19 protein-coding genes and 1 pseudogene are annotated in these 25,398 nt (G+C 72.0%); 11 read left to right on the top strand and 9 right to left on the bottom strand.

Translation table 11 applies throughout. The annotated features are described in order from the left end of the window. Window positions 1–39: 39 nt before the first annotated feature. From AB0J80_RS24320 to AB0J80_RS24310, 3 genes are read left to right on the top strand one after another with little or no spacing between them, the layout of a single operon-like run. Window positions 40–7,800: an RHS repeat-associated core domain-containing protein gene (locus AB0J80_RS24320; protein WP_364708874.1), complete on the top strand. Its 7,761-nt coding sequence runs from the start codon at window positions 40–42 to the stop codon at window positions 7,798–7,800. Between the two features lie 10 nt (window positions 7,801–7,810). Further along, entirely contained in the window at window positions 7,811–8,329 is a 519-nt protein-coding gene (locus tag AB0J80_RS24315) for a hypothetical protein (protein WP_364708871.1), read from the top strand. Beyond that, complete coding sequence (locus AB0J80_RS24310; RefSeq protein ID WP_364708869.1) at window positions 8,326–9,366, top strand: Dyp-type peroxidase; 1,041 nt, start codon at window positions 8,326–8,328, stop codon at window positions 9,364–9,366. The genes AB0J80_RS24315 and AB0J80_RS24310 overlap by 4 nt, the downstream gene beginning before the upstream one ends. A gap of 28 nt (window positions 9,367–9,394) precedes the next feature. Here AB0J80_RS24310 and AB0J80_RS24305 read toward each other — a convergent pair whose 3' ends face one another. Then, complete coding sequence (locus tag AB0J80_RS24305) at window positions 9,395–10,435, bottom strand: hypothetical protein (protein ID WP_364708867.1); 1,041 nt, start codon at window positions 10,433–10,435, stop codon at window positions 9,395–9,397. A gap of 287 nt (window positions 10,436–10,722) precedes the next feature. On the opposite strand from AB0J80_RS24305, the gene AB0J80_RS24300 reads away from it, so the two are divergent. From AB0J80_RS24300 to AB0J80_RS24290, 3 genes are read left to right on the top strand one after another with little or no spacing between them, the layout of a single operon-like run. Next, the gene (locus tag AB0J80_RS24300) at window positions 10,723–12,054 is read left to right on the top strand and encodes an extracellular solute-binding protein (RefSeq protein ID WP_364708864.1); all 1,332 of its coding nucleotides are present in this window, start codon (window positions 10,723–10,725) and stop codon (window positions 12,052–12,054) included. After that, on the top strand, window positions 12,051–12,935 hold the full coding sequence (locus tag AB0J80_RS24295) for a sugar ABC transporter permease (protein WP_364708861.1): 885 nt from the start codon (window positions 12,051–12,053) through the stop codon (window positions 12,933–12,935). Before AB0J80_RS24300 ends, AB0J80_RS24295 begins: the two co-directional genes overlap by 4 nt. 1 nt (window position 12,936) lies before the next feature. Beyond that, complete coding sequence (locus AB0J80_RS24290) at window positions 12,937–13,830, top strand: carbohydrate ABC transporter permease (RefSeq protein ID WP_364708858.1); 894 nt, start codon at window positions 12,937–12,939, stop codon at window positions 13,828–13,830. Window positions 13,831–13,915: 85 nt separating this feature from the next. Here the strand turns inward: AB0J80_RS24290 and AB0J80_RS24285 are convergent, their stop codons facing one another. The 4 genes and pseudogenes from AB0J80_RS24285 to AB0J80_RS24270 all read right to left on the bottom strand — a co-directional run. Beyond that, window positions 13,916–14,569, bottom strand: a complete 654-nt coding sequence (locus AB0J80_RS24285; RefSeq protein ID WP_364708856.1) for a hypothetical protein — start codon at window positions 14,567–14,569, stop codon at window positions 13,916–13,918. Window positions 14,570–14,702: 133 nt separating this feature from the next. Further along, window positions 14,703–15,101, bottom strand: a complete 399-nt coding sequence (locus AB0J80_RS24280; protein ID WP_364708854.1) for a nitroreductase/quinone reductase family protein — start codon at window positions 15,099–15,101, stop codon at window positions 14,703–14,705. Further along, window positions 15,101–15,316: a hypothetical protein gene (locus AB0J80_RS24275; protein ID WP_364708852.1), complete on the bottom strand. Its 216-nt coding sequence runs from the start codon at window positions 15,314–15,316 to the stop codon at window positions 15,101–15,103. The genes AB0J80_RS24280 and AB0J80_RS24275 overlap by 1 nt, the downstream gene beginning before the upstream one ends. Before the next feature lie 143 nt (window positions 15,317–15,459). Then, window positions 15,460–15,735 (bottom strand): annotated as a pseudogene (locus tag AB0J80_RS24270) (NAD(P)H-binding protein); the annotation flags it as partial. A 99-nt stretch (window positions 15,736–15,834) separates the two neighbouring features. On the opposite strand from AB0J80_RS24270, the gene AB0J80_RS24265 reads away from it, so the two are divergent. The 4 genes from AB0J80_RS24265 to AB0J80_RS24250 are packed head-to-tail and all read left to right on the top strand — an operon-like array spanning window position 15,835 to window position 18,077. After that, window positions 15,835–16,212, top strand: a complete 378-nt coding sequence (locus AB0J80_RS24265) for a helix-turn-helix domain-containing protein (protein ID WP_364708849.1) — start codon at window positions 15,835–15,837, stop codon at window positions 16,210–16,212. After that, window positions 16,209–16,760 (top strand): hypothetical protein, encoded by a 552-nt coding sequence (locus AB0J80_RS24260; protein ID WP_364708846.1) that lies wholly within the window; start codon window positions 16,209–16,211, stop codon window positions 16,758–16,760. Before AB0J80_RS24265 ends, AB0J80_RS24260 begins: the two co-directional genes overlap by 4 nt. Window positions 16,761–16,800: 40 nt before the next feature. After that, the gene (locus AB0J80_RS24255; RefSeq protein ID WP_364708843.1) at window positions 16,801–17,151 is read left to right on the top strand and encodes a helix-turn-helix transcriptional regulator; all 351 of its coding nucleotides are present in this window, start codon (window positions 16,801–16,803) and stop codon (window positions 17,149–17,151) included. After that, on the top strand, window positions 17,148–18,077 hold the full coding sequence (locus tag AB0J80_RS24250) for a hypothetical protein (protein ID WP_364708840.1): 930 nt from the start codon (window positions 17,148–17,150) through the stop codon (window positions 18,075–18,077). The genes AB0J80_RS24255 and AB0J80_RS24250 overlap by 4 nt, the downstream gene beginning before the upstream one ends. On the opposite strand, the gene AB0J80_RS24245 is transcribed toward AB0J80_RS24250, so the two are convergent. The 4 genes from AB0J80_RS24245 to AB0J80_RS24230 form a co-directional block, all read right to left on the bottom strand. After that, the gene (locus AB0J80_RS24245; protein ID WP_364708837.1) at window positions 18,070–20,418 is read right to left on the bottom strand and encodes a glycoside hydrolase family 3 N-terminal domain-containing protein; all 2,349 of its coding nucleotides are present in this window, start codon (window positions 20,416–20,418) and stop codon (window positions 18,070–18,072) included. The two genes, AB0J80_RS24250 and AB0J80_RS24245, sit on opposite strands and share 8 nt — an antisense overlap. Before the next feature lie 178 nt (window positions 20,419–20,596). Next, entirely contained in the window at window positions 20,597–22,741 is a 2,145-nt protein-coding gene (locus AB0J80_RS24240) for a transglycosylase domain-containing protein (RefSeq protein WP_364708834.1), read from the bottom strand. 10 nt (window positions 22,742–22,751) lie between these two features. Then, entirely contained in the window at window positions 22,752–23,405 is a 654-nt protein-coding gene (gene bluB / locus AB0J80_RS24235; protein WP_364708831.1) for a 5,6-dimethylbenzimidazole synthase, read from the bottom strand. A 28-nt stretch (window positions 23,406–23,433) separates the two neighbouring features. Next, complete coding sequence (locus AB0J80_RS24230; protein ID WP_364708828.1) at window positions 23,434–24,426, bottom strand: chlorophyllase; 993 nt, start codon at window positions 24,424–24,426, stop codon at window positions 23,434–23,436. 92 nt (window positions 24,427–24,518) lie between these two features. Here AB0J80_RS24230 and AB0J80_RS24225 point away from each other — a divergent pair, with 92 nt between their 5' ends. Next, window positions 24,519–25,304 (top strand): LLM class F420-dependent oxidoreductase, encoded by a 786-nt coding sequence (locus AB0J80_RS24225; RefSeq protein WP_364708825.1) that lies wholly within the window; start codon window positions 24,519–24,521, stop codon window positions 25,302–25,304. The last annotated feature ends 94 nt before the right edge of the window (window positions 25,305–25,398 follow it).

Below are 25,398 nucleotides of genomic sequence, written 5' to 3'. Positions count from 1 at the left end.
GCTTCGCGCGCCCGCGCCTCGAGAGAAGGTCTCTGATTCATGCGACCGCACCGGCTGCTGACTGCCCTCGTCGTTGCCACCCTCGCCGTCTCCCTGGGCCCCGCCGACGCGGTCGCCGCCCCCGCGCCACCGCCGCCGGACATGTCCGCGCGGCCGTCCGCCGCGGCTCCACAGAAGGTGCAGAGACCGCGCGCTGAACCTCAGCGGGCCCAGGTCGCCGAGCCGGCGGGCGGTCCGGCGCGGTACGCGTACGACGCCGCCGGGCGGCTGACGGGCGTGGTAACCGGCGACGAAGCAGCCCGGTACACCTACGACGACACCGGCAACATCGTGCGGGTCGAGCGGTTCCCGGCATCTCAGCCGTCGGTGCTCGGCGTGGTCCCGGCGGCCGCTCCGCACGGCGCCCGCGTCACCCTGCGCGGGACGGCCTTCGCCGCCACCCCCGCCGACAACCACGTCGCCTTCAACGGGGTGGCCGCCACCGTCGTGACCGCGGCTTCCGACGAGATCACCGTCGAGGTGCCGGACACGGCCACCAGCGGACCGCTCACCGTCCAGGTCGGTGGCGCGACGGCGGCGGCCGGCCCGTTCACCGTCACCGCCGGCCCGCCGGTGGTCACCGGGATGAGCCCGGTGAGCGGCCCGGCGACCACCGAGGTGACGTTGACCGGCAGCGGTTTCGACCCGGTGCTCGGCAACGACGTGGTGATGATCGGCGGGCAGGCGGCCGACGTCGTCGCGGTCACCGCGACCACGATCCGGTTCCGGGTGCCGGTCGGGGCGGCCAGCGGCCGGGTCAGTGTGCTCACCGCGCGCGGCGACGCCGGCGCGCCGCAGGACTTCTTCGTGCCGCCGTCCGGGGTGGACCCGGCGCTCATCGAGTCGGTCACGCGGGTGCCGGCCGGGGCGACGCGTACCGTCGCGGTGAACACGCCCGGGAAGGTCGCGGTCGTGCTGTTCGACGCGCCCGCCTCCGGGACGGCCTCGATCGGCCTCGGCGCGAGCACCATCTCCGGGTACGTCGACGCCACCGTCATCGGGCCCGACGGCAAGGCGGTGCCGCGCGGATCGGCGAGCTCCAACCGCCCCTTCGACGTCGACCTGGCCGGAATGCGCGCCGGGCAGACGTACCAGCTGGTGATCGACCCCACGACCGCGAGCTCGTCCGGACAGCTCGCGGTGACCGTGTCCGAGCCGGTCCAGGGCCGGCTCGACCCGGCCGCTACCGGCCTGACCGCCAGCACCACCCTGCCCGGACAGGACCTGCGGCTCACCTTCGATGCCACCGCGGGACAGGCGCTCAGCCTCGGCTTCACCGCCAACACGCTGCCCGCAATGAGTTACGTCCGTGTCATCGACCCGCTCGGCGACGAGCTGGACGACCTGACCCTGAGCACCCGCCGGTCCGACAGCATCGACCTGGGCACTCTGGACGCCGGCGGCCGGTACGAGGTGATCGTCGATCCCCAGGACCTCGCCATCGGGTCGCTCACCACGACGCTGTCGGCGCGCGTCGACGCCGGCATGCTGCGCGACGACGGGCCCGCCGTCACCGCCACGATCACCCGCCCCGGCCAGGACGCCGTACTCGGCTTCGACGGGACCGCCGGCGCCGCCGTCAGCCTCGGTATCACCTCGAACTCGATGACCACGGCGGCCTATGTCAGCGTGTTGGCGCCGGACGGCTCCCGGGTGGTCGACCGCGACTACATCGGCCGCGCCGACGCCGACGTCGTGCGGATCGGCGCCCTGCCCACCGACGGGCGGTACCGGGTGCTGGTCGCCCCGCTGGAGGCCGGCACCGGCGCGCTGGCCGTGACCTATGCGCGGCGCACGGACGCGGGATCGGTCATCGTGGGCGGTGCGGGCGCCACCGTGACGATCGCCCGGCCCGGCCAGACCGCCGCACTGCACTTCACCGGCACCGCCGGGGACGCGGTGTCGTTCGGCCTGACCGGCAACAGCATCGGCTCCGCCCTGTACGTGACCGTACGGAAGCCGGACGGCAGCATCCTGCTCGACCGCGACTACACCCAGGCGGGCCGCAGCAACGCGATCCAGCTGACCCTGCCGGCCGGCGGCGAGTACCTGATGCTCCTGGAGCCCAGCGAGCCGGTCACCGGTGCCGTGACGGTGACCTACTCGCGCCGGCTCGACGCGGGCACGGTGACCGCGGGCGGCGCGGCCGGCACCGTGACGATCGCCCGGCCCGGCCAGACCGCCGCACTGCACTTCACCGGCACCGCCGGGGACGCGGTGTCGTTCGGCCTGACCGGCAACACCCTCGGCTCCACCCTGTACGCGACCATCCGCAAGCCGGACGGCGGCACCCTGCTCGACCGCGAGTACGTCGGCTCCGGCGACCGGGTGGTCCGCCCGCCGAAGCTCCCCGCCACGGGTGAGTACCTGATGATCATCGAGCCGGACCAGCCCGCCACCGGATCGCTGACCGTCACCTACTCCCTCCGCGCCCGGGCCGGCGCCCTGGATCCGTCCGGGCCACCGGTGACGATGACCATCGCCCGGCCCGGCCAGGAGGCCTCCGCCACGTTCACGGCGGGAACCGCCCGGCTGAGCCTCGGCCTCACCGCGAACCAGCTCAACAAGTACGCGTACGTCAGCGTCTTCCGCCCGGACGGCACGGCCCTGGTCGACGAGCAGTACCTCGGTCCGGGATCGACGAACGACGTCGACCTGCCGTCGGTGCCGGCGGGCACGTACGAGCTCCTCGTGGCACCCGGCGACGCGGCCACGGGCAGTCTCGACGTGACGCTCTCCACCGAAGCGGACGCCGGTGCGGTCACGGCCGGCGGACCCGCCGCGGCTGTCGCCGTCACGCGGCGCGGCCAGAACGCCCGCCTCTCCCTCGCCGGCACGGCCGGCCAGCGCCTGCGGGTCACCTCGTCGGGCTCGACGCTGCCGAGCTGGACGGACGCCGAGCTGCAGAAGGCCGACGGCACGAAGGTCGACACCGGCACGCTGTACGGCAACTCCTCTTTCACCTTCGACCCGCTGCCCGCCGACGGCGCGTACCTGCTGGTGCTGGACCCGTCGAGCGCCGGCACGGGCACCGTCTCCATCGCGGTGACGGTCGAGGCGAGCGTCGCGCGAGCCGCGCCGGCGCCGACGCGGAAGGCGACCGTCCAGCCGACCGCCGCGGCACCCGGACCGGGGTCCTGGATCCCGGACAAGGCGAGCCTGCAGGGCGTCGACTGGAATGCGCGGCGGCCCCGGGTGAAGACACCGAAGCCGCGTACCGCGCCGCGGGGGGTCACCGCCCTCGCCGGCCACATCCTCGGCCTGGACGGCAAGCCGCTGGGCAAGGTCGCGGTGTCGCTGGCCGGCCACCGGGCACGGACCGACGACCGCGGCCGGTTCCTGCTCACCGGTCTCACCGCCGGCGACGCGACGCTGGTGGTCGACGGCTCCACCGGCCGCGCCACCCGCAAGCACGGCGTGTTCCACATCAAGGTCGCCGTCGCCGCCGGGCGCACCACTGTGCTGCCGTTCACGATCTGGCTGCCGGAGCTCGACCTGCGGCACACCGTGCGGTTCTCCTCCCCCACGACGTCCGAGGTGGTGCTGAGGACTCCGAAGATCCCCGGCCTGGAGGTGCGGATCCCCAAGGGCACGGTGGTCCGCGACGCCGCCGGGCGCCCGATCACCGAGCTGGGCATCACGCCGATCCCGATCGACCGGCCGCCGTACCCGTTGCCGGAGAACGGCATCGTGCCCGTGTACTTCACGGTGCAGCCGGGCGGGACGTTCGTCTTCCCGCAGGGCGCGCAGGTGGTCTACCCGAACTACACCAAGCTGCCGCCGGACACCACGGTCGACTTCTACGACTACGACCCGGAACGCAGGGGCTGGTACGTGTACGGCCACGGCAAGGTCAGCAAGGACGGCCGTCAGGTCGTGCCGGACGCCGCCACCCGGGTGTGGGCGTTCCACGGCTCCATGTTCAACACCTCGGACCTCCCGAAGTGGCTCACGTCGATGTTCGGCGACGCGGTCGACTGGCTCTCCGGCGATCCCGTCGACCTGTCCACCGGGCTGCTCACCGACGCGCACACCGACCTCACGGTGGCCGACTCGATGCCGCTGTCGGTGACCCGCCGGTACTGGCAGGGCGACGACGAGGCCCGCGAGTTCGGCGTCGGCGTGACCGGCACCTACGGCATGTTCCTGCACTCGGAGAAGCAGTACGAGCAGGTCGACCTCTACGTGCCCGGCGGCACCAAGGTCCACTTCGTGCGGACCTCCCCCGGCACCAGTTACAGCGACGCCGTCTTCGAAGCCCGCGACACCGCCGGCGAGTACCGCGGCGCGGTCGTCTCCTTCGGCTCCGACCCGGCGCTCGGCACCAGCCACGGCTGGCGGCTCAAACGCCGCGACGGCGTCACCATGGTCTTCCCGATGTACAGCCCGGTGCTGGCGATCCGGGACCGCAACGGCAACCAGATCACCATGACCCGCAGCGAAGGCACCAAGGGACGCCTCGACCAGGTCACCTCCCCCAACGGCCGCTGGATCCGGTTCGACTACGACGACCACGACCGGGTCACCGCGGCGCGCGACAACACCGGCCGCGTGGTCGGCTACACCTACGACACGGCGGGCCGCCTGCAGACGGTGACCAACCCGGCGGGTGGGGTGACCCGGTACGCGTACGACGACAAGGGCCGCATCGCCACCGCCACCGACGCGCGGGGCATCACGTACCTGACGAACGCGTACGACGCGGCGGGCCGGGTCGCGCGGCAAACGCTGACCGACGGTGCCGTGTACGAGTTCGCCTACACCACCGACGCATCGGGCCGGGTCACCGAGACCCGGGTCACCGAGCCCGGCGGGACGGTACGCCGGGTCACCTTCAACGCCGCCGGAGCGGTGCTGACCGACACCGCCGCGCACGGGAGCGCCGCGGCGCGCACGACTGTCTACGAGCGCGGCGAGGACCAGGCGCTGGCGTCAGTGACCGACGGCAGCGGCCGGCGCACCGAGTACCACTACGACGCCGCGGGACGGCTGAAGTCGGCGACCGAGCTGGCCGGCACGGCGGACGCCGCCGAGTCGGGCACCGTCACCTACGGCGGCCCGTTCGACCAGCCGCTGTCGGTGACCGACCAGGCCGGGCACACGACGACGTACGCGTACGACACCGCCGGCAACCTGACCACGGCAACCGATCCGGCGGGCCGGGTCACCCGCTACACGTACGACTCCGCCGGATCCGTGCGTACCGTCACCGACCCGGCCGGCAAGACGTCCACCTTCGCCTACCGCGGAGCCGACCTGGCCACCGTCACCGACCCGCTCGGCCGGGTGACCCGCCAGTTCACCGACGCGGTCGGGCGGGTCACCGCGATCACCGACCCGGCGGGCGCGGTCACCCGGCTCGCGTACGACCGGCTCAACCAGATCACCCAGGTGACGGACGCGCTCGGCGCCCGCACCACCCTGGCGTACGACGCGGCCGGCAACCTCACCGGGCTCACCGACGCGCGGGGCAACACGTCGAGCTGGGCGTACGACGCCAGCGACCGGCCGGTCTCGTTCCGCGACCCGTTGGGGCGCACGGCAACCACCGGCTACGACGCGGCCGGGCAGGTGGCGACCGCCACGAACCGCCGCGGCATCACCACGACGTTCGGCTACGACCTGTTGCACCGGCCCACCACGGTCGCGTACGGCAGCGAATCGTCGGTGACCATGGCGTACGACCCGGTCGGGCGGCTCGCCTCGGTGACCGACACGGCCGCGGCGGGACCGACCACACTGGACTACGACGCGTTCGACCGGCCGGTGCGGGTCGCCGGTCCGCAGGGCACCATCCGGTACGCCTACGACGCCCTCGGGCGGCGCACCTCGGCCACCGTGGCGGGGCGGCCGGCGGTGACCTACGACTACGACGCGGCCGACGGGCTCACCCGGGTGGCGCAGGACGGGCACGGCACCGTCGGCGTCGAGTACGACGACGCCGGCCGGGCCGCGGTGACCACTCTGCCGGGCGGCTGGGCGAGGGCCGCGGAGTACGACGACGCCGGGCAGCTCACCGGCCTCACCTACCGCCACGACGGCGACGTGAAGGGCGCGCTGACCTACCGGTACGACCGGGCCGGGCGGATCGTCGCCACCGAGGGTTCGCTGGCGCGGGTGCGGCTGCCCGCGGCACGGGCCGACCTGCAGTACGACGCGGCCAACCGGCTCACCGCGTCCGGCGGCACGACCCTGAGCTACGACGCCGACGGCAACCTCACCGGCGACGGCACCCGCAGCTACCAGTGGAACGCCCGCGGCCAGCTGACCGGCGTGACCGGCGGCGGGCAGACAGCCGGGTTTGCTTACGACGGGTTCGGCCGGCGCACCGCCCGGACCGTGAACGGCAGCACCACCGGGTTCCTCAACGACGACGACATGCCGGTGCGGGAGCTCGACGGCACCACGGCGACCGCGGAGCTCCTCGGCGGCGGCGTCGACCAGTGGTTCTCCCGGTCCGGGCCGGAGGGTCGGCGGACATTCCTCACCGACGCGGCGGGCTCGACGATCGGGCTCGGTGACGACAGCGGCGCGATCCGCAGCACGTACGGCTACGAACCGTACGGGGCGGCGAGCCGCACCGGGGACGCGAGCGGCAACACGCTGACCTACACCGGGCGTGAGGACGACGGCACCGGCCTGATGTACTACCGGGCCCGCTACTACAGCCCGACGCTGCAACGCTTCATCAGCGAGGATCCGATCGGCGCGGCCGGCGGTGCGAACCTCTACGCGTACGCCGCGGACGCACCGACGAACTTCACCGACCCGTCCGGGAACAACCCGCTGCTCGTGGGCTGCCTGGTCGGCGGCCTCACCGACGGCGCGATGGAGTGGGCGAGCCAGCGCCTGTCCGGCCGCAAGGTCGACTGGGGCTGGGGCGGTGTCGGCGGCGCCGCGGCGCTCGGCTGCGTCTCGGGCCTGGCGGGGGCCTGGCTCGAGGGCGCCCTCGGCGGCGCGAAGGCGGCGGCCGGCTGCCTGCGGAACAGCTTCACCGCCGACACGGAGGTGGTGATGGCGGACGGGAGCCGCCGCCGGATCGCCGATGTGCGCGCCGGGGACCGGGTGCTGGCGGCGCCCGGCGAGCGGCCGGACGCCCGTGCCGTCCCCCGGACCGTGCGGACCGTCATCCAGGGCGTCGGGGCGAAACACCTGACCCGCATCACCATCGGCGACGACCACCTGGTCGCCACGGACGGGCACCCGTTCTGGCTGCCGCGCGAGCACCGCTGGGCCGACGCGGGCACCCTGCGTCCCGGCCAGTGGCTGCGCACCGCCGCCGGCACATACGTCCAGATCACCGCGGTCGACCACGAGACCGCCTGGGAGACGGTCTTCAACCTGACCGTCGACGGGTACCACACGTACTTCGTCGGCGCCGGCGCCGCGACCGCGTTGGTCCACAACTGTGCGGTCCTCGAGGTCACCTACAAGCCGGGCTGGACCCAGGCCCAACGCGCCGCCGCGGACGCGAAGATCGCCGGCATGAACGCCGCCGGCGGCATGCGGGTCACCCCGTCGGTGCGCGGCCGCGCCTCGTCGAGCACCTGGCGAGGCGCCGGCAACAGCATCCCCGCCGGCCACGACATCGACCACCTCATCGAGCTGCAGCTCGGCGGCGCCGACGACATCGCCAACATGTGGCCGCTCGACGCTTCGGTCAACCGCAGCATCGGCCGCCAGATCGCCAACCAGATCAAGAAACTGGGCCTGAAACCGGGGGACGCCGTGTGCAGCATCGTGATCCGGGAGGGGTGTTAAGGTGGCCGCCATGTCCGCGACCTGGGAAGAGTCGCATGTGGCCCGCACGGACGCCGGCATGTGCGCCCTGTGGCAACCCGAGCACTTCACCGCCGTCACCGACCTCGACTCCTGGGAGAACGAGGTCGCGGAGGACGACCGGCTGGTCGCGCACATGCGCGACGGCGCGTTCGTGCCGCTCAACGTCGGCGGCGACGGCAGCTGGCAGGTGGTGGTTCGCCGCGGCGGCCTCACCGCCCGGGAGTCCCGGTACCGGCTCGTGAGCTCCGAGCCGTACCTGCTGGTATCCCGGGGCGCGGTGGCGCTCGGCGGGCTGGAGGACGTCGGCGACGACCCGCCCACGATGCTGCCGCTCGAGGCCGGGCGGTACGCGGTGACCGTGCACCTTATCGAATGGGACGCCGAGCCGGGCGCCCTTGGTCCCGAGGGCAACCCCACTGAGCGGGCGCTGTCCGACTTCGTCGTCGAGGTCGGCGCCGCGGGTGACGGGCCGTACCGCACCCGCGTCGAGACCTTCGATCGGCCGTGACCCCGGGCGGGGGTCTGCGCCGCCGGCAGGTGCTGACGGTGGCCGCGGCGGGCCTGGTCGCCGGATGCTCGGACCCGCCGCCGTCGGCCGCTCGTGCGACGGCAGGGGATCCGCTCGCCACGGCACCGCCCGCCCACGCGGTCGTCGCCTCCTACCGGCTGCCCGGCGGCGACGTTCACGCGGTCGCCGATCTGCTGCGGCAGATCACCGGGCGGGCCGATGCGGCAGGCGCCGGAGCCGAGGTGCTCATCGGGCTCGGCGCCACGCTGTTCGACCGGGCCGGCCTTCCCGCGCAGCGGCCCCGCCAGCTCACCGCGATGCCGAGCTTCCCCGGCGACGTCCTCGACCCGGGGCGCACGCACGGCGACCTTCTGCTGCAGGCCGGCGCCGGCACCGCCGAGGCCGCGGAGCGGCTGCTCGCCACGGTCGCCGGGCCCCTCACCCCGCAGTGGCGGGTCGCCGGGTTCCGCGACGGGGCCGGCACCTCGCCGGCCGGGCACCCGACCGCCACCAACCCGTTCCATTTCACGGAGGGCCACGGCAACCCGGACGCCGCGCTGATACCGGCCGTGGTCCGCGTCGGCGGCACCGAGCCCGCCTGGGCGGCGGGCGGGACGTACCAGGTGGTGCGCGTCATCCGGCTGGCGACGCAGATGTGGGACCGGGACCCGGTCGAGGAGCAGGAACGGGTCTTCGGCCGGCGGCGCGACGGCACCTGGCTGGACGGTACGGCCGCCGCCCAGGACCCGCCGTTCGCGCGCGACCCGGACGGTGCCGTGACACCGCTCGACGCCCACGTCCGGCTGGCTCGCGGCACCGGCCCGCGCCCCGAGATGCTGCGCCGCGGGTATTCGTTCCGGGCCGAGGGCGAGGAGGGGATGTTGTTCCTCGCGTACCAGCGGGACCTCGAGCGCGGGTTCGCGGGAGTGCAGCGCCGGCTGGCCGGGGAGCGGCTGGCACGCTACGTTCTCACCGTCGGGGGCGGCTACTTCTTCGTCCCGCCCGCGGGCTGGACCGGCGCTCTGTTCCCGCGCTGAGCACGCGAGAACAGAGCGCGGTGGTGCGTCAGTCCACGATCGGCGGCGCGTTCTTCGCGGCTTCCTTCAGTGCCGCGGCGGCACCGGAGTACGGGTTGTAGACGTACGAGCGTGACAGCGTCCCCGGCACGGTGAAGTACTCCGCGGAGAGCTTCGCCGGGTCCGTGGCGATCTCGCCGCGTCCCGGTACGTCGTTGCCGTCGTCCCAGCCCCACGGGGCGTTGGCCGAGTTGGTGCCGCACGAGAACGTGCCCACGCCGCATCCTCCGGAGGTGTCCCCGGCGAACGTGCCGAGGGCGGCGAAGAGGCTGTCGTTGCCGCGCTCGGCCCAGAGCCCGCCGGCGGCGAACATGTCGACCAGGGCGTACCGCACGTCGCGGTCGTTGGTGCTGCTGGGCGTCTCCGCGGTGGTCGACGGGTAGTAGATGATCCCGTCACCGTTGATGGTGTACTGCGGGTACGCCTTCAGCCCGTGCCCGCCCCGCTCCTGCGCCGTCACGGGATGCTGGAACGAGTCGTGCGGCGAGGACTGGGTCTGCAGGGTGCCGTCGATCGTCTCGCGGCCGTTCGTCCAGGTGCTGCCGGCCGGCGTGTACGAGTAGAAGTCGGAGTGCGCCACGGTGACCGCGCCGCGCAGCACCCCGTAGTCCGTACCGTTCTTCTCGATCGCGAGGGTGACGCCCTCGCCGTCGTTCTCGTGCTCCGTCTCGAAGAACGGGTGATCGATCCAGTCGCGCGGGTGGAAGAAGAAGTACGTGATGAACCAGTGGCTGCCGGTCTCCACGACGGAGTAGTACACGTGCGCGGCGAAGGAGGCCCCGGGCTGCCCGGCGCTGTCCCAGTTGTTGCGCCCGTTGAGGTCGCCGTCGAAGTCGACCCTCGTGAGGTAGTCGGACCTGCCGCCCAGCGCGTGGCTGCCGGTGGCGTCGACGTCCTGGTAGTGGATGGGGGCCCAGCGCAGTGCCAGCTGGGCCCGGCTCACCGCCGCGTGCGCCGGCGCCGGGGCGATCAGCCCGGCGGCGACGAGCGTCGCGGTCAGCACGGTCGCGATCCTGCCCGTGACGGACATAGGTTCTCCCGCGTTCGAAGAGATTGATCGCGGTCAACGTAAGAGATCGGGTCCGGCGTGTACATGTCCGCTGGACGAAGGACAGATGGAGACCGGCGGACAACTGCGCCCGGCACGCCGGAAGTTTCAAGCTTGGGAGCGATCCCACGTCGCGTTTCACGGTGCAAGACGAAGGCAGCCGGGAGCCTTGACACGTCATGACTGCGCCCCTACGTTAACGAAACCTCTCGAAAACTTACGGACTGCTCTCGTAACTTTCGGCGCGGCATTCGAGTATGGAGACAAGCGTGGAGCGCAGGGCACTATCCCGTCGCCACTTCCTCACCCTGGCCGCCGGAGCCGGCGCGGCCTCGGCGCTGGCCGCGTGCGGCAGCTCCGGTCCGGGCACTGCGACCGGCGGCGGCGCCGGCTCGGCGGACTACTGGTTCCTCACCGGCCAGCCCGGCGAGGGCATCCGCCGGCACAGCGTCGACCGGTTCAACCGGGCGAACCCCGACAGCAAGATCTCGGCCACGGCGTTCCAGAACGACGCGTACAAGACGAAGATCAAGACCGCCCTGGGCGCGGGCCAGGCCCCGACGATCATCTGGGGCTGGGGCGGCGGCGGCCTGAAGAGCTGGGTCGAGGCGGGCCAGGTCGAGGACCTGACCGGGTGGTTCGGCCAGAACGCCGCGCTCAAGAACCGGCTGTTCCCCTCGTCGTTCGGCGCCGCCACGATCAACGGCAAGATCTACGCGATGCCCGCGGAGACCGTCCAGCCGATCGTGCTGTTCTACAACAAGGAGGTCTTCGAGAAGCACGGTGCCACTCCCCCGCAGTCATGGGGCGACATCATGAACCTGGTCTCCCTCTTCAACTCCAAAGGCGTCGCACCCTTCTCGCTGGGCGGCCAGTCCCGCTGGACCAACATGATGTGGATGGAGTTCCTCTTCGACCGCATCGGCGGCAGCGAGGTCTTCCAGGCGGTCTTCGAGGGCAAGCAGAACGCGTGGTCGCACCCGGCCGCGAAGGAGGCGCTGACCAAGCTCCAGGACCTCATCAAGGCCAACGGCTTCGTCAAAGGTTTCTCGTCGATCACCGCCGACTCGAACGCCGACCAGGCGCTGCTCTACCGCGGCCGGGCCGCGATGATGCTGCACGGCACGTGGACGTACGGCAGCATGGCCAACGACGGCGGCGACTTCGTCAAGAGCGGAAAGCTCGGCTACCAGAACTTCCCGCCGGTCGAGGGCGGCAAGGGCGACCCGAGCGACACGGTCGGCAACCCCGGCCAGTACCTCTCCATCTCCTCGAAGGCCACCGCCGAGCAGAAGGAGGCGGCCAAGAAGTTCTTCCAGACCGCCGTCCTCTCCGACGCCGAGGTCAAGGAGTGGGTGGACGCCGGCTCGGTCCCCATCGTCAAGGGCAGCGAGGCCACCCTCGCCACCTCGAAGGACGCCGCCTTCCTCACGTTCGTCTACGACGTCTCGAGCAACGCCAGGACCTTCGCCCAGTCCTGGGACCAGGCGCTCAGCCCGACCGCCGCCGAAACCCTGCTGGACAGCATCGCCAAGTTCTTCCAGCAGTCGATCGGCCCCGACCAGTTCATCACCACCATGAACGGGGTCATCGGCAGATGACGGCGGCCCCCGGCGGGCGGACCGGCCCCGTCGCCTGGATGGCGCTGCCGGCCCTCGCGACGTTTGTGGCGTTCGGCGTCGTACCACTGCTCGGCGTCCTCGTCCTCAGCTTCACCACCTGGGACGGCATCGGGCAGATCCGGGCCACGGGGCTGACCAGCTGGCGCTCGGTGCTCTCCGACGCCGGCCTGCCGCACGCCCTCGGGGTCACGTTCCTCATCATGGCGCTGTCGTGGGTCTTCCAGACGCCGCTGAGCCTGCTGATCGGGGCCTTCCTCGCCGGGCACCAGCGCTACCGCGAGCTGCTGGCGGTGCTGTACTTCATCCCGCTGCTGCTGAGCTCGGCCGCCCTCGCCATCACCTTCAAGGCGTTGCTGGACCCCAACTTCGGCCTCGGATCGGGGCTCGGCATCCCGCTGCTCAGCCAGGACTGGCTCGGCGAGAGCCGCCTGGCCCTCGGCGTCGTCGTCTTCGTCGTGTCCTGGCAGTTCATCCCGTTCCACTCGCTGATCTACCAGGGCGGCGTCCGGCAGATACCGACGTCGCTGTACGAGGCGGCGCAGATCGACGGCGCCGGCCGGGTGCGGCAGTTCCTGCGCATCACCGTGCCGCAGCTCAAGTACACGATCATCACGTCCTCGACCCTGATGGTCGTCGGCTCGCTGACCTTCTTCGACCTCATCTTCGTGCTCACCGCCGGCGGCCCCGGCGACGCCACCCGGGCACTGGCGCTCGACATGTACCAGCGCGGCTTCCAGGCCAACCTGATGGGCCCGGCCAGCGTCATCGCGGTGATCCTGGTCCTGGTCGGGCTCGGCCTCGCCCTGCTGCTGCGCCGTCTGGGCGGCCGCGGCGACGAGAGCCAGCTGGAAGGAGCCTGAGGTGGCGACGCTCACGACCGGCACCCGGGCCGCGGAGGACATCAGGGACCGGGCGGCGGCACCGCGCCGGCGCAGCTGGCTGCGCCTGAACTGGTTCGGCGGCACGCTCGGCTGGGTGTGGCTGCTCATCGTGATGGTGCCGATCTACTGGATCGTCATCACCAGCTTCAAGACCCAGAGCACCTACTTCGCACAGAACCCGCTGGCACCACCGAGCGCACCGACCCTCGAGAACTACCGGCTGGTGATCGAGTCGGACTTCGCCCGCTACTTCCTCAACACCGTCGTGGTCACGGTGGGCGCGGTGGCACCGGCGGTGCTCATCTCGTTCATGGCCGCGTACGCGATCGTGCGCGGCAGCGGGCAGCGCTTCCTGCGCTGGACCAACTCGCTGTTCCTGATGGGCCTGGCGATCCCGCTGCAAGCGGTGATCATCCCGGTCTATCTGATCATCATCCGGCTCCGCATGTACGACACCCTGGGCGCGATCATCCTGCCCTCGATCGCCTTCGCCATCCCGCTGTCGGTGCTGGTCTTGTCGACCTTCATCCGCGACGTCCCCAAGGAGCTCTTCGAGTCGATGCGGATGGACGGCGCCACCGAGTGGGGCACGCTGTGGCACCTGGCGTTCCCCCTGACCCGCCCGGCCCTGGTCACGGTGACGATCTACCACGGCCTGCTCACCTGGAACAACTTCCTGCTGCCGCTCGTCCTCACCCAGAGCCCTCAGCAGCGGACCCTGCCACTTGCCCTGTGGACCTTCCAGGGGCAGTACAGCGTCAACGTCCCGGCCGTGCTCGCCTCCGTGGTGCTGACGACCGTACCGATCCTGCTCCTGTACGCGATCGGCCGCCGCCAGCTGCTCAGCGGCCTGACGGCGGGCTTCGGGAAGTAGGGCCTTCCCGTGGTGACGGGAGCGGGCTGTGCGGGGAGGCACGGCCCGCTCTCCGCGTCAGGCGCCGAGGACTACCAGCCGGCCTTTAGTCGGTAAGCCGTCCCGGGTCGGAGGGTTCGTAGACCAGGACGACGTGCAGCGTGGTTCCCTCATCGGCCAGATTCCGCGCGGAGGCGCTGACCGTGTACTTGCCTTGGGCTGTGATCGGAGTCCTAAGGGTGGCGAAAACCCCATCCTCTTCTCCCGCCGTGGCCAATGCATTCCGGCAATCGGAAGCCATCGGTGAACCCTGCGCCGCGTCTTGCAGCACCCGGGTGGTCCAGTCCGCCAGCGCGTCGCACGCCGCCGGGCCGGACCCCTTCGGTACGGTCGTCTCCCACGCCGTGAGGAATCCCGTCTCCGGGCCCGTGGCCTCCTGAACAGCGATGGTGAGTCCATGTAGCTTCTCGTGGCGATACGGGGGTGGGTCGCCCTGCAGCAGGGGAACGGGGTCTGCCGCCGCAAAGCCGCGTGGGCCTCCTAGTTCTGCGGTCTGCTGGATCGCCGCATCGCTGGCGGCGGCCGCGTCGTCGCCGCCTCTGCCCCGAACCTGCACCACCACAGCAGCGGCACCGATGAGGAGCACGGCACCCGCGAAGACAGGCCAGCGCCGCCGCCGGCGATCGATTGTGGCGGTGAGGCTGTCCTTGATGGACGGCTCGGCATCAGCCACGCCTTGACGAGGGAGCTGGGTCAGCATGCAGGCATCTTCCTTCATCCGGAGGCTGGAAGGTGTCCCGAAGTCGACGGTGCAGCGAACCCGAGCGGTGAAGTCGCCGTTCCGGGTTGATGCGACCAGGGCGGACTCGCGCTCGATGACAACCCGGCGCTCGTCACAGTGACGATCCCGGCGTGATGATCACGACCGGGATCTCCCGGGCGGTCGATTCCTGATACCGCTGGTAGGACGGCATGGCGGCGACCACCCGCTCCCACAGCGGAGGCTTCTCGGCCGCCGTGGCGGTCCGTGCCGTCGCCCGGAACGTCCGCCTGCCGACCTGCACGGTGACGTCCGGATCGGCGACCAGGTTGAGATACCAGGCGGGATGCCGGTCGGCGCCGGCATTCGAGGCGACGACCACGAAGTCCCGTCCGTCGCGCACGTACACCAGCGCCGCGCGCCGGAGCCTGCCGGACCTGCGGCCGCGCGTGGTCAGCAGCAGGTCGTTCACGCCCGGCCTCGGCTCGCCGCCGGTCTCGAGGAAGCGGCGGATGAAGACCTCGTCCGCCATCAGAGCGCCTCCACTCCGATGTGGACGCGGCGGTGGCGGGGCGAGTCGATCTCGTCCAGCACGGCGACGGCGAAGTCCGCGTACGAGACACGGCTGTCCGCCTCGGCCGCGGCCAGCCGATACCGGCCGGTGCGCCCGCCGCCGTGGTCGAAGTCGCCGGCCGGGCTGACGACCAGCCAGTCGGGGCCGCCGGCCGCGGCGCGCAGCGCCTCCACCCCGGCGGCATGGCCGAGGAAGAACGACCGGTACTCTGGGGATAGCCGGGCGTGTCCATCAACGCCACGCCGGACGCCGTCGGTAGCACCGCGGCCAGCCCCACCACCACCAGCCGTTCGACGCCGGCCTGCGGCAGACCAGCGGTCAGTGCGCGGGCGGCAGCGGTGAAGAAGGCGTCGGGCTGCGCCCCCGGGTCGTAGACGGCGCTGATCGCCGCGTCGTGACGTGCGGCCGCACGAGCGACACTGTCCTCGTCGGTCACGTCACCGGCCACGAGCCGGACGCCGCCGCCGGCGAGGTCGGCGTGCCCGCCGGGCTCGCGCACCACGGCGGTGACCCGGTGGCCCCGCAGCCTCGCCTCGGCGACCGCCGCCCGGCCGGCCCGACCGCCCGCGCCGAAGACAACGATCTCGCTCATGGTCATGCACCCCCGTCGTCGGCCGGTCCCCTGCCGGCCATCGCCGCAGACCGTATCCGGGCACCCGGTTTCCGAACGGATACCGGCTACCGTGATCGCGTGACCGCACCGCTGGACCCCGACATGTTCGACCCGGTCTGCCCCTCCGACCTCACGCCGATCCGCGTCGGCGACAAGTGGGCGGGCATGATCATTCGCTGCCTGGAGCACGGGCCCCGGCGCTTCTCCGAGCTCCGCGTCCCGCTGCGCGGCATCACCGCGAAGGCCCTCACCAAATCGCTGCGCACCCTGGAACGCGACGGCCTGGTCGCCCGCACGGTGCACGGCGATCCGGTACGACGCGTCGAGTACGAGCTGACCGACCTCGGCCGCAGCATGCTGGCCCCGATGGCAGCCGTGTGCGCCTGGGCGCAGGAGCACTGGGACGAGCTGCTCGACGCCCGCGAAGCCTCGGCGCCCACGGGCCGGGCGGGATGAACTACGGGGAGCCCTGCGCGGCGGATCTGGACGCCGTCGCCGGCTCGCTGAACGGCCGGCGCATCGAACGGATCGCCTACTACGGCTTGGTCTCGGACAGCGCCGAAGAGTGGGACTTCGGCACCTGGCACTGGCCGATCATGGGCGTCGAGCTGGTGACCGACGACGGCGCCTCGTACTCCGCGGTCTGGGACTCCTCTCTCGGCAACTTCAGCCTGCACCTCTCCGCCTCGCCGATGTGGCAGCACCTGCTCTCGCCTGAGGAGGGCGGCACGTGCAGACGGTGGCTCGTCCAGGACCATGCCCGGTGGGCTGCGTTGCGGGCGGGACCGATCGTCGACAGCCGACTGATCTGGCATCCCGACCTGACCGACTCGGGCGCCACCGCGCCGGCGGCTCTCCGGCTGACCTTCGCGGCCGGCGACGCCTGGATCATCGCCGCGATGGAGCAGCCGGGCGGGTGGTGGCTGGGTGCCGACGAGGTGGTCGTCGCATTCACCTCCGACATGGCCACCCGGATCGGCCTGCCCGCCAACGGAGCGGATTGATCCCTCGCGCCATACCTTCGCAGCCGATATATTGGCGCATGTGGAAGTCCCGCTGCGTGAGCCCACGTTCTTGATTCTCGCCGCTTTGGCCGCGGCACCGATGCACGGCTACGGCCTGATCACCGAGGTGGCCCGGCTCTCCGACGGCCGCATCTCGCTGCGGCCCGGCACGCTGTACGGCGCGCTCGACCGGCTGGTCGACGCGGACCTGGTGCACGTCGATCGCGAGGAGGTCGTCGACGGCCGGCTGCGCCGCTACTACCGGCTCGCCGGGCCCGGCCGCGATCTGCTGGCCGCCGAGACCGAACGGATGCGCCGCAACGTCGAGGCGGCGACCCTCCGGTTGGGCGCCGCCAAGACCAGGCCCCGCCTGAGTGGAGGACTTGCATGAGCCCGGCAGGGCCCGACCACGCCACGGCAGAGCTGGAACGCCGCTATGCGCGCTGGACAGCACTGTTCTATCCGGCCGACTACCGGCGCAGGCGTGGTTCGGAGCTGGTGGACACGTACCTGTCGCTGGCCTCGCCTGGCCGGCGGAGACCCTCGGTCGCCGATGTCGCCGACCTCGCCGCCGGTGGGCTGCGCCAGCGTCTGCGTATCGCGGAGGACCTGGCACCGGCGTTCCAGCTCGCCGGTCTGCTCGCGCTGATGACCGCCACGGCGCTCGCGGCCGGGTGGGCGACTTCTCAAGTTCCCGCCCGGCTCGGCGTCGTGATGTGGGCGCCCTGGTTGCTGGCCGCTGTGGTGCACGTCGCCGCGCCCGGCCGGTGGTACCGCCGTGCGGCAGGGCTCGGTGTGCTGGCGACCGCCGGCGTCGTGCCGATCGCGATGCTGACCGGCCTGCCGCGTCCGCCACTGTCCGTGCTGCTGCCCCAGTTCGTGCTCGGTGTCGTCGCGCTCGGCGCGGCAACGCGGCATCCCTGGTGGGTCCGGCTGATGCCGATGGGCGCCGCCGCGGTGAGTGTGCCGGTCATCGCCGGCAGCGCCCCGGACCCCGAGTTCTTCATCGGCTCTTACTGGTACGCCGCAGCCGTACTGCCGGCCGCTGCGACAGCGCTCCTCATCGGCGCGACACTGCTCGCGTTCGGCCTGGCCGCCCGGCGCGACCCCCGCGGGCTATGGGCGCTCCTGATCCTGGTCACCCCGATCGGGATGCTTGCGGTGGTCCCGCTCGGCGCGATGCTCGACGATACCGGCCCCGGCCGCCCCATCATCCCCACGTGGTCATCCATGGTGATCGCATCGGTACTGGTAGCCGCCGCCGGACCAGCGCTGGTGTCGCTGGGCCTCGCGGCGCGCCGGCGCGAGCTCACGTAGGTTCGACGGCGACCGGGGTGTGCAGCACGCGGTCCGGCCCGACAACGCGCCGCTGCCCGGTGAGCCGTACCGTGGCCGAGCACGGCAGGTCGGTCACCGAGCCTCCGACGTGGATCTCGAGGTCGCCGGGGTCCACCACGCGACGCAGGTCCCGGCCGACGAAGGCGGTGCGGTCGGCGTGCAGCGTGAACTCCACGCGGGCCGCCGCGCCCGCGGCCAGCGGCATTCGGGCGAAGCCGGCCAGCTGGCGCAGCGGGCGGGTGACCTCCGCCTGGACGTCGTGCAGGTACAGCTGGACGACCTCGGCCCCCGCGCGTGCACCGGTGTTGCGGACGCGGACCGAGACCGTGAGGGTGCCGTCGGTGGGGAACTCGGGTGAGCTGACCGTGAGGTCGTCGTACGCGTACGTGGTGTAGGAACGCCCGTGGCCGAAGCCGAACAGCGGGGTCGGATCCAGGTTGCTGACGCCCTCGCTGTTGGCGCCCAGCGGCGGCTGGAGGTAGGTGCCCGGCGCGCCGCCCGGGAGCCGGGGGATCTGGACCGGGAGCCTGCCGCTCGGGTTGATGCGGCCGGAGAGCACCCCGGCCAGCGCGGCCCCGCCCTCCTCGCCCGGCATGAACGCCTGGACCATCGCGGCGGCCGCAGTGAAGGCGCCCAGCGCGTACGGGCGGCCGGAGACCACCACCACGATCACCGGCGTACCTGTCCGCAGAAGCTTGCCGAGCAGCTCGGTCTGCACTCCCGGGAGGGCGAGGTCCGGCACGTCGCAGCCCTCGCCGGACGTGCCGCGGCCGAAGAGGCCGGCCCGGTCGCCGACCACAGCGATGCACACGTCGGCGGCCTCGGCGGCGGCGACCGCGGCGGGGAAGCCGAAGCGGTCGTCGTCGCGGACGGGGCAGCCGGGCTCGAGGATCAGGTCGTGGCCGGGCAGTTCCGCACGCAGCGCCGTCCACAGTGAGTCCACGTCGAGACCGACGCCGTACTCGGGGAAGTCGCCCAGGACATGGTTGGGGTAGGAGTAGCAGCCCATGAACGCCTGCGGGTCGTCGGCGCACGGTCCGACCACCGCGATGCGGCGGCGACCGGTGCCGAGGTCGAGCGGGAGCACGCCGGCGTCGTTGGCGAGCAGGACGATCGAGCTCTCGGCCAGCTCCCGGGCGATCTGCCGGTTGGCCGGCGCGTCGAGGTCGATGCCGGCGCCCGCCGCGACCGAGTGTTCCGGCGTCCAGTCCGGGTCGAGCAGACCCAGTTCGGCCTTCTGCCGCAGCACGCGGCGGGCGGCCCGGTCCACCAGGTCTTCCGGTACGCGACCCGCCCGCACCGCCTCGACGAGGCCGGCGCCGTAGCCGATGGTGTCGGGCAGCTCGACGTCGATGCCGGCCGCGAGGGCGAGCGCGCCGGCCTCCGCGGGTGACGCGGCGACGCGGTGCATGGTCTGCAGGAACGGTACGGACCAGTAGTCGGAGACGACGACGCCCTCGAAGCCCCATTCGTCGCGCAGGACGCCGGTGAGCAGTGCCGGGTCCGCGCCGGCCGGGACGCCGTCGATCTCCGCGTACGAGTTCATCACGGAGCGGGCACCGCCCAGCCGGACCGCGGCCTCGAAGGGCGGCAGGATGATCTCGCGCAGCTCGCGCGGGCCCATGGGGACCGGTGCGTGGTTGCGGGCGCCGCGGGACGCGGAGTAGCCGGCGAAATGCTTGAGGGTGGCGACGACGCCCTCGTCCTCGAGGCCGCGCACGTACGCGGCGCCGAGGGTCGCCACCAGGTACGGGTCCTCGCCCAGCGTCTCCTCGACGCGCCCCCACCGGTAGTCGCGGACGACGTCGAGCACCGGGGACAGGCCCTGCTGCACGCCGACCGCGCGCATGTCGGCGGCGATGGCACCGGCCATGCGGGCGACCAGCGCGGGATTGAAGGTGGCGGCCCAGGCGAGCGCGGTCGGGTAGACCGTCGCGCCCAGCGTGGTGAACCCGGTGAGGCATTCCTCGTGCACGATCGCCGGGATGCCGAAGCGGCTGCTCGCCACCACCCGGCGCTGCAGCTCGACGACGCGGGCCCGGCCCTGCTCGGCGGTGACCGGCCGGGTACCGAACAGCCGGGTGAGGTGGCCGATGCCGTGCCGCACGGCCTCCGCGAGCGGCCGGGACCCGGCCGCGAAGACGTCCTGCATGGGGGCGACCTCGCCGGTGGTCTCCACCGCGAAGCCGTCCCACACGCTGCCGAGCTGGGCGACCTTCTCCTCCAGGCTGAGCGCCGCAAGCAGGACGTCGGCCCGGTCGCCCGGTGTGCGGGCGGTGTCGGTCCACCGGCGCTGGTCGACCGGGTTCCGCACGGCCATGATTCCTCCCGCCTCGCCGAAACTTCCGGGGTTGTTCCGGTCGGCCTCCGCAGTCTGCCCTGCGGGCCGACCGGGACGCAAGCCGTCAAGCGGCCAGCTCCGAGCCGGAAGTTTCCGAGAAACAGCGATCCCGCCGTCTCGGCGTGCGAGGCGGCGGGATCGTCGGCTGACGGGCGGGTTACTCCCCCGGTTTCTTGAACTCCTCCTGGGGCTTGCCCTCCATGTAGTCCGCCACCGTCCGGTAGACCGCCGGATTGACGACGCCGTGCGACATCCGGTCGTAGTGCCCGGCCCAGTCGGGGTTCACCAGGTAGCCGGCCACGACCAGGGACTGGGTGCCGACCACGAGCGCCGCGGTCTTGTCGGCGTCGGTCGTACCCGTCTTGCCGAAGATCGGGTGACCCACCGCGTCGCGGGCGTTGGGCTCCGTGGCACCGGCGCAGTTGCCCAGCTGGGCGTGGTCGCCGACCGGGCAGCGGGCCGCGTCCAGTGCCTTGCGCGCCACATCCTTGCTGGTCGCCCGGGTGCACTCCGGCTGGCCCGCCTTGATCTTCGTGCCGTCGGCGGCGGTGATGCGCTGGATCGGCGTCGGCTTGCAGTACATGCCGTCGCCGGCGAGGGTCGCGTACGCGTTGGCGATGTCCAGCGGCGTGGAGGCGGAGACGCCCAGGGTGAAGGCGCCCCACTGATGGGCCGACGCGGGGTCGTTCGCCAGGTCGGCGTCGGACTTGGCCCGGAACTGCACGCCGAAGCGCTTGGCGACGTCCACCACCTTCTCGGCGCCGACCTGCTCCTGCAGCGGCACGAAGTACGTGTTCACCGACTTGCCGAAGCCGGTCCACATGTTGAACGTGCCCTGCTCGCTCTTGGCCGCGTTCGACGGGCAGTAGAAGTGCGTGCCCGGGCACGCCGCGTCCGAGCTGGGATCGATGATGTAGCCCGACTTGTACGTCGACCCCGACGTGATCTGGTGGTCGAGCTCGAAGCCGTTCTCCAGCGCCGCCACCATGGTGAGCATCTTGAACACCGAGCCCGCCTGGTAGCCGACGATGTCGCCGCCGCCGGTGATGATCGGGTTGGTGGTGTTCGGGTACGTGCCGCGGATGCCCTTGGCCGCCAGGTCCGGATTCGAGCTCAGCTTGTTCTTCGGATGCTCCGTGCTGTCCAGCTTGAACTTGCGGTTGGCGGCCAGCGTGCGGACCCGGCCGGTCGCCGGCTCGATCCCGGCCAGCAGCAGGGCGTTGCGGTTGTTGTCACTGGTCTGCTCGAGGATCCGCTTGCGGGCCGCGGCCTGAGCCTTGACGTCGAGCGAGGTGACCACCCGGTAGCCGCCGCTCTTGAGCTGCCGCTCCCGGTCGTACGTCGTGTCGCCGAACTCCTTCTGGCTCAGCCACCAGCGGTAGAAGTAGTCGCAGAAGAAGCCCCAGTTGTTCTTCGCCACCGACACGCAGCCGTTGCCCGGGCGCTTGGTGGTGCGGCCGAGCTTCTCCTTCTTGGCCTTGGCGGCCTCCTCGGCGGTGATGTACTTCAGGTCCGCCATGTTGTCGATGATGTAGTTGCGCCGGTCGAGCGCCTGCGGGTAGCCGGACGGCGTGGTGGGGTCGAACGAGGTCGGCGCCTTCACCATGCCGGCCAGCAGCGCGGCCTCGGCGATCGAGAGCTGGCTCGGCTTCTTGCCGAAGTACACCTGGCTGCCCGCGTAGACGCCGTAGGCGCCGTTGCCGTACGGGGCCATGTTCAGGTAGCGCTCGAGGATCTGCTGCTTGGTGAGCTCCTTCTCGAGCTGCAGCGCGTACTTCATCTCGCTGAGCTTGCGCTCGGGGGTGTCCTTGGTGGCGTCGATCGCCTCCTGCGGCGTCTTCGCCGAGTACGCCAGCATCATGCGCACGGCCTGCATCGTGAGCGTCGAGGCGCCCTGCTTGGCCCCGCCGTTCTTGTTGTTGACGAAGGCCCGCGCCACGCCCTTGAGGTCGACGCCGTTGTGCTCGTAGAACTGGTGGTCCTCGGCCGCCACGATCGCGTTCTGCATGTTCTTCGAGATGTCCTTCAGCGGCACCTCGCTGCGGAACTCGTCGTACATGACCGCGATCTGCGTCTTGCCGTCGGACGCGAAGATCCGGGTGACCTGCGGGGCCGACTGGTGCTCCAGCTCGCTGGGCAGCTCGGCGAACCCGCGCGAACCCGCCTTCGCCGCCAGGCCGGACATCGCCACGGCCGGGAACGAGGCCGCCGCGACGACCACGCCGGCGAGCAGCCCGCAGATCACCAGCGAGCTGGTGTTGGCAAAGAACGAACGATCGCGTTTTCGGGTCCAGAAACTCACCCGGCCCACGTTAGCCACGGGGATCCAGCACCGCCTCTCGAGGGTTGCCCCATTTGTCTGCGTGCAGAACGGCATCAAGGGGACGCCGCCGACGCCACCCGTGCCGCTCCAGGTCCGGTACGCGCTCCAGGTGCGTGACCGGCCCCAGGCACAGCCACGCCACCGGGCGCACGCCCTGCGGTATGCCCAGCAGGCTGCGCAGATAGTCCTCGCGGTAGAAGGAGACCCAGCCCACGCCGAGCCCCTCCGCCGTCGCGGCCAGCCACAGATTCTGGATCGCCAGGCACACCGAGTACAGCCCGGCGTCGGCGATCGCGTGCCGGCCGAGGACCACGGGGCCGCCGCGATCAGCGTCGTACGTCACGACGACCGAAAGAGTGGACTCCATCACACCATCGATCTTGATGCGCGCGAACCGCTCCGCCGCCTCGCCCTCGAGCTGCGCGGCGAAGACCGCCCGTTCCTGCTCGACGTGGTCGCGGAAACGCCCGCGCACCTCAGGATCGCGGACCAGCAGGAAGTCCCAGGGCTGCGACAGGCCCACGCTCGGCGCCGCGTGCGCCGCCATGAGGATGCGTTCCAGCACCTCATCGGCGATCGGCGCGCCGGTGAACTCGCCGCGCACGTCGCGCCGGCGATGGATGGTCTCGTACAGGTCGTGCACGACGGCTCCCGATGATCGGCTCCAGGGGTCAGAGCTGATTCTCGAAGGTGGCCACCCCGCCGCTCGCGGCCGCCTCCGGGATCCGGGCCTTCGCGGCGGCGTCGCCGTACAGCGCCCAGCGCAGGAACTCGGCCGAGGTGCCGGTCGTGGCCTCGAAGTCGGCGCTCTCGGTGACATGGCCGCCCTCGGTGATCGACAGCATGGCCCGCGACCACGGCACCGCCGCGAAGACGGCGTGCCCGGCGCGGTAGGTGACGGTCTCGTCCTTGCGGCCGTGCACGAACAGCATCGCGGCGGCCGGGCCGGTGAACGGCGTGCCCTGGAAGTCCGTGCCGGCGAGCACCACGGCCGCCTTGAGCCGCTCGTCGCGCCGGGCGCTGAACAGCCCCGCGGTGGTGATCCCGCCCGCGGAGTGCCCCGCCGCGGCCAGCCGGCCGGGGTCGATGATCGCGCTGGTCGGGCCGCCCTGGGCGAGCAGCGCGTCGATCACGTGCGAGGCGTCGGCCGGCTGGTTGACGATGTCGAGCGGGTCCAGGTCCGCCACGCCGTACGAGGTCTTCGGGTAGGTCGGCCCGGCCACCACGAACCCGGCCTGCGCCCAGCGGGCCAGCATGGCCTCGTAGTCGCCCGGCTGGGAGGTGAGCCCGTGGCTGAAGAGCACCAGCGGGAAGCGACCGCTCGCGGCGGGCGCGTCTGCGGTGGGGGCCGGCGTCGCCGGCGCCGTGCCGGCCGCCGGATACCAGACCGTGGTGGGCAGGGCCCGGTCGCCGCGGCTGAGCTGCAGCACCTTGCGGCCCACCGGGTACGGCGTGGCGGGCGCGGTGCCGCTCGGCGGGGTGTACGGCGCCGTGACGTCCCGCGGTGCGAGCGACGACGCGGTGGTCGAGGCGAGGATCGGGGCCGCCGAGGCGGACGCACTGGTCGCCCCCGCCATGCCGACGCCGGTCTCGGCCGTGCAGGCGGCCAGGCCCCCGGCCCCGGCGACGCCGGCCAGCCCGAGCAGCAGAGTCCGTCTACGCATGGTGACAAGTGTGCAAGGCGTCCCTGTGATGACCTTGAGAATCCGACGAGCCGAACATCACAGCCCGAGGTAACCGGAATATGCTCCGGTTCATGACGAACAGGCCTGTGAGAATCGCGCTGCAGCTGCAGCCGCAGCACGCCGACTACGCGACGATCCGGCGTACCGCCGCGGAGGCGGAGGAGCTCGGCGTCGACGTCCTCTTCAACTGGGACCACTTCTACCCGCTGTACGGCGAGCCCGAAGGCCTGCACTTCGAGTGCTGGACGATGCTCGGCGCGTGGGCCGAGGCCACCTCCCGGGTGGAGATCGGCGCCCTGGTGACCTGCAACAGCTACCGCAACCCGGACCTGCTCGCCGACATGGCCCGCACCGTCGACCACATCAGCGACGGCCGGCTCATCCTCGGCATCGGCTCCGGCTGGTTCGAGAAGGACTACCAGGAGTACGGCTACGAGTTCGGCACCGCCGGCGGCCGGCTGAACGACCTCGCCGCCGCGCTCCCGCGGATCGAGGCGCGGCTGGGCAAGCTGAACCCACCGCCGACCCGCAAGATCCCGACGCTCATCGGGGGCGGCGGCGAGAAGAAGACGCTGCGGCTCGTCGCGAAGCACGCCGACATCTGGCACAGCTTCGGCGACGCCGCGACCGTGGAGCACAAGCTCGGCGTGCTGCGGCAGCACTGCGCCGACGTGGGCCGCGACTTCTCCGAGATCGAGATCTCCGGCGGCCTGCCCACCGGCGACGACGCGGTGAGCAAGGCGGCCGCCCTGCGCGAGCAGGGCGTCTCGCTGTTCACCGTCGGGGTCGGCGGCCCGAAGCCGGACCTGGGTCCGCTGCGCGACTGGCTGGCCTGGCGCGACGAGCAGAACGGCTGACCTCGCCGCGGCCGCACCCCGGGGCCGGGCGGCATCCGGAGCATCGTTCACGACCCCACCGTCCGGGTCGTCGGGATAGGTACGGCGGACGACG

It is taken from the genome of Actinoplanes sp. NPDC049548 (assembly GCF_040676695.1).
Lineage (GTDB): Bacteria > Actinomycetota > Actinomycetes > Mycobacteriales > Micromonosporaceae > Actinoplanes.
This window is presented reverse-complemented; position numbering and strand designations above follow the sequence as displayed.

Coding starts and splice junctions, on each gene's coding strand:
- AB0J80_RS24285 (WP_364708856.1), bottom strand. CDS start 14,569: ATGCTGACCCAGCTCCCTCGTCAAGGCGTGGCTGATGCCGAGCCGTCC.
- AB0J80_RS24305 (WP_364708867.1), bottom strand. CDS start 10,435: ATGTCCGTCACGGGCAGGATCGCGACCGTGCTGACCGCGACGCTCGTC.
- AB0J80_RS24295 (WP_364708861.1), top strand. CDS start 12,051: ATGACGGCGGCCCCCGGCGGGCGGACCGGCCCCGTCGCCTGGATGGCG.
- AB0J80_RS24250 (WP_364708840.1), top strand. CDS start 17,148: ATGAGCCCGGCAGGGCCCGACCACGCCACGGCAGAGCTGGAACGCCGC.
- AB0J80_RS24315 (WP_364708871.1), top strand. CDS start 7,811: ATGTCCGCGACCTGGGAAGAGTCGCATGTGGCCCGCACGGACGCCGGC.
- AB0J80_RS24320 (WP_364708874.1), top strand. CDS start 40: ATGCGACCGCACCGGCTGCTGACTGCCCTCGTCGTTGCCACCCTCGCC.
- AB0J80_RS24230 (WP_364708828.1), bottom strand. CDS start 24,426: ATGCGTAGACGGACTCTGCTGCTCGGGCTGGCCGGCGTCGCCGGGGCC.
- AB0J80_RS24245 (WP_364708837.1), bottom strand. CDS start 20,418: ATGGCCGTGCGGAACCCGGTCGACCAGCGCCGGTGGACCGACACCGCC.
- AB0J80_RS24225 (WP_364708825.1), top strand. CDS start 24,519: ATGACGAACAGGCCTGTGAGAATCGCGCTGCAGCTGCAGCCGCAGCAC.
- AB0J80_RS24260 (WP_364708846.1), top strand. CDS start 16,209: ATGAACTACGGGGAGCCCTGCGCGGCGGATCTGGACGCCGTCGCCGGC.
- AB0J80_RS24280 (WP_364708854.1), bottom strand. CDS start 15,101: ATGGCGGACGAGGTCTTCATCCGCCGCTTCCTCGAGACCGGCGGCGAG.